The following is a 2,665-nucleotide window of genomic DNA, read 5'->3' as shown; positions in this document are numbered from 1 at the left end:
TCAGCGAGCACGAGAAGTCTGTCAGAGCGGAACTGAGCGAAAGCGAGAAGAGAATCAGCGCCGCCATCCTCGACCACGACCGGAAGCTGTCCTCAGCCATGAGCCAGCGCACGAAAGGGATGCTGCGGATGGTCAGCCAGACGTGGCTGACCATCGTCCTGGTGTCCGCGCTGCTGATCGCTTCGAGCGCGGGCATTCTGTGGTGGCAGGGGCAGCAGATACTCGACAACTATACGACCATACGGGAGCAGAAGAGCACGCAGGCCATGCTGTCAGAGAGAAACAGCGGCGTGCAGCTCACGACATGCGGAGAGCAGAGACGCCGCTGCGTGAGGGTGAACCCGGAAGCGGGACGATTCGGAGAGGATTCGAGCTGGATGATCCTGGCGGAGAAATAGCACATGACGGAGCTGGAAAAACAGTTGCTGAGCGCATTAGAGCAGCTACAGCAGGACTACTCGAAAAGGCTGGACGAGTGGGAGAGCGCCTTCGCGGAATGGCGGACGATGTCTGGTCTTATGCAACGGGAGAACGCGGCGCTGAGCGAGCGCGTCACGGGTTTGAGCAGGCAGGTGCAGAGTTTGAGCGATCAGCTGCGCCGTTTGTCACAAGGCTGAATGGGATAGAGGCACTCCGGGAGCAGGAGCGGGCGGCACAGCATCAGAAAGCGCTGGAGCTGGAACGATCACAGCGACAACGGACGTATGACGGTCCGTCGCTGTAACAAACCGGATAAAACGGGGCTTTCAGCAATCCGTGTTCATTTTCACCATAATACGCACTAGTACAGTTAATCAACGGGGAGCAGGTCAGTCATACCTGCTTATGCTTATAATTAAAAATTATTTTTCGGTATGAGCCCATGGTTTAGTCCCTGTCATGTTAGTCCCTTCCACATTAATGTGGAGCAGGTTGGCTCCTTTCAATATTGCATTGCTTAGGTCAGCTCTTTTCAGGTCAACGTTGGTTAGATTGGCATCGCTCAGGTTGGCATCGCTTAGGTCAGCTCTTTTCAGGTCAGCGTTGCTCAGGTTAGCGTTGCTCAGGTCAGCTTCACTCAGGTACGCCATTGTCAAGTTAGCATGGGCTAGGTTGGCACCGCTTAGGTTGACATTTGGCAGGTCAGTTTGGTTCAGGTTGGCATTGGTCAGGTCGGCTCCGCTTAGGTTAGCGTTGCTCAGGTCAGCTTCACTCAGGTACGCCATTGTCAAGTTAGCATGGGCTAGGTTGGCTCCGCTTAGGTTGGCATCGCTTAGGTTGGCATCGCTTAGGTCGGCATCGCTTAGGTTGGCATCGCTTAGGTAAGCTCCTTTCAGGTCGGTATCGCTCAGGTTAACTCCTTTCAGATTGATAACCCCATCGTCGGTTAAGATCTCTTTGAGACAGGTAACATTTAGCAATGTCCGAAATTTTATCGCTTGAAATGTATTAAAAAAATTTTTCGAATCAATTTCTTGGCTTTCTGATTTGTAGTTGTTTTTTACTTCTACAGTAACTTTGTTTGTATGGGCTGTGTAATAAAATGATACTTTACATCCGTTAATGTCATCTAAGTGTATGTTTCTGCCATCTTCCATTTCTTTTGCCGTTACTACTCTGAAAGATTGTTCCATGTTTTTAATTATTTCTTCATATAAAAACTCCTTATCTTTTCGTAACTTACCGAATGTTATGAAGTTTATTATGTGCTCAAGAATACCTTTTGGTGAAGTTATATCTTTTATGGAGGTGCCTGTCATTTGTGACGATAAAATGTTTAAAAAGTAGCTTGGCGATGTGTTAATTAGCATTGAGAAAACCTATGGTAAACATTGATATTGTACGCCGGAAATATCGAAATTTCCGTGATGTGAATCGCCATGGATAAATTCTCACTCACGGCACCATAAACGTACAAGCCAGCACATGCCAAACATGATTCAAGAATCGACTAATTCTCTGCGCTAAAAATTTCGGCGGTTCCAGTATATAAATAAATACAAGTTATTTTGAATTGTCTGTAGTGTTTTTTATTGATATTTGGCTTGAGGCATGGTTTGTGCGTCAGAGGTATAGTGGTTAGGTGGATTAGATAAAATCTACGGAAAACGCCGTAAACTCTCTATATCCAAACTGCTCCCTAATAGGTAATAGAAAGATCTTCTTGAGATCCTTTCGTTCCCGCCGTAATCTTATTAACTGTAAACGAAAAAACCGCCTGGGGAGGCGGTTTCATCAAAGGTTAAGTCAGTTGGGGAACTGCTTAACCAGGTAACTGGCTTGGTGGAGCGCAGATACCAAATACTGTCCTTCCAGTGTAGCCGCAGTCAGGCCACCACTTCAAGAACTCTTAATATCTAAATCCACCTTTTCAGTTACCAGTGGCTGCTGCCAGTGGCGTTTTGTCGTGCCTTTCCGGGTTGGACTCAAGACGATAGTTACCGGACAAGGCGCAGCAGTCGGACTGAACGGGGGGTTCGTGCATACAGTCCAGCTTGGAGCGAACTGCCTACCCGGAACTGAGTGTCAGGCGTGGAATGAGAAACCGCGGCCATAACAGCGGAATGACACCGGTAAACCGAAAGGCAGGAACAGGAGAGCGCACGAGGGAGCTACCAGGGGGAAACGCCTGGGATCTTTATAGTCCTGTCGGGTTTCGCCGCCACTGATTTGAGCGTCAGATTTC

4 protein-coding genes are annotated in these 2,665 nt (G+C 48.3%); 2 read left to right on the top strand and 2 right to left on the bottom strand.

Annotated elements, in window-relative coordinates; genetic code table 11:
* Both F7Q90_RS25200 and F7Q90_RS25195 read left to right on the top strand, forming a co-directional pair.
* Positions 1 to 398 (top strand): MbeB family mobilization protein (locus F7Q90_RS25200; RefSeq protein WP_151161146.1); only part of this gene is annotated, 398 nt, incomplete at its 5' end.
* A 3-nt stretch (positions 399 to 401) separates the two neighbouring features.
* Complete coding sequence (locus F7Q90_RS25195; RefSeq protein WP_071182205.1) at positions 402 to 617, top strand: MbeD family mobilization/exclusion protein; 216 nt, start codon at positions 402 to 404, stop codon at positions 615 to 617.
* Positions 618 to 842: 225 nt separating this feature from the next.
* Here F7Q90_RS25195 and F7Q90_RS25190 read toward each other — a convergent pair whose 3' ends face one another.
* Together F7Q90_RS25190 and F7Q90_RS25185 are read right to left on the bottom strand one after the other, a co-directional pair.
* Complete coding sequence (locus tag F7Q90_RS25190) at positions 843 to 1,790, bottom strand: pentapeptide repeat-containing protein (RefSeq protein ID WP_151161144.1); 948 nt, start codon at positions 1,788 to 1,790, stop codon at positions 843 to 845.
* Positions 1,791 to 2,350: 560 nt separating this feature from the next.
* Positions 2,351 to 2,464 carry a hypothetical protein gene (locus F7Q90_RS25185; protein ID WP_006122515.1) on the bottom strand — a complete coding sequence of 38 codons (114 nt, stop codon included), beginning with the start codon at positions 2,462 to 2,464 and terminating at the stop codon, positions 2,351 to 2,353.
* Positions 2,465 to 2,665 lie beyond the last annotated feature (201 nt).

This window comes from Pantoea stewartii subsp. stewartii (assembly GCF_008801695.1).
Lineage (GTDB): Bacteria > Pseudomonadota > Gammaproteobacteria > Enterobacterales > Enterobacteriaceae > Pantoea > Pantoea stewartii.
Note: the sequence above shows the minus strand (reverse complement) of the source record. Positions and strands in the feature narration are given on the sequence as shown.

Bases quoted from the DNA above. Each gene is read 5' to 3' on its own strand.
- F7Q90_RS25195 (WP_071182205.1), top strand. From the start codon at position 402: ATGACGGAGCTGGAAAAACAGTTGCTGAGCGCATTAGAGCAGCTACAG.
- F7Q90_RS25190 (WP_151161144.1), bottom strand. From the start codon at position 1,790: ATGCTAATTAACACATCGCCAAGCTACTTTTTAAACATTTTATCGTCA.
- F7Q90_RS25185 (WP_006122515.1), bottom strand. From the start codon at position 2,464: ATGCACGAACCCCCCGTTCAGTCCGACTGCTGCGCCTTGTCCGGTAAC.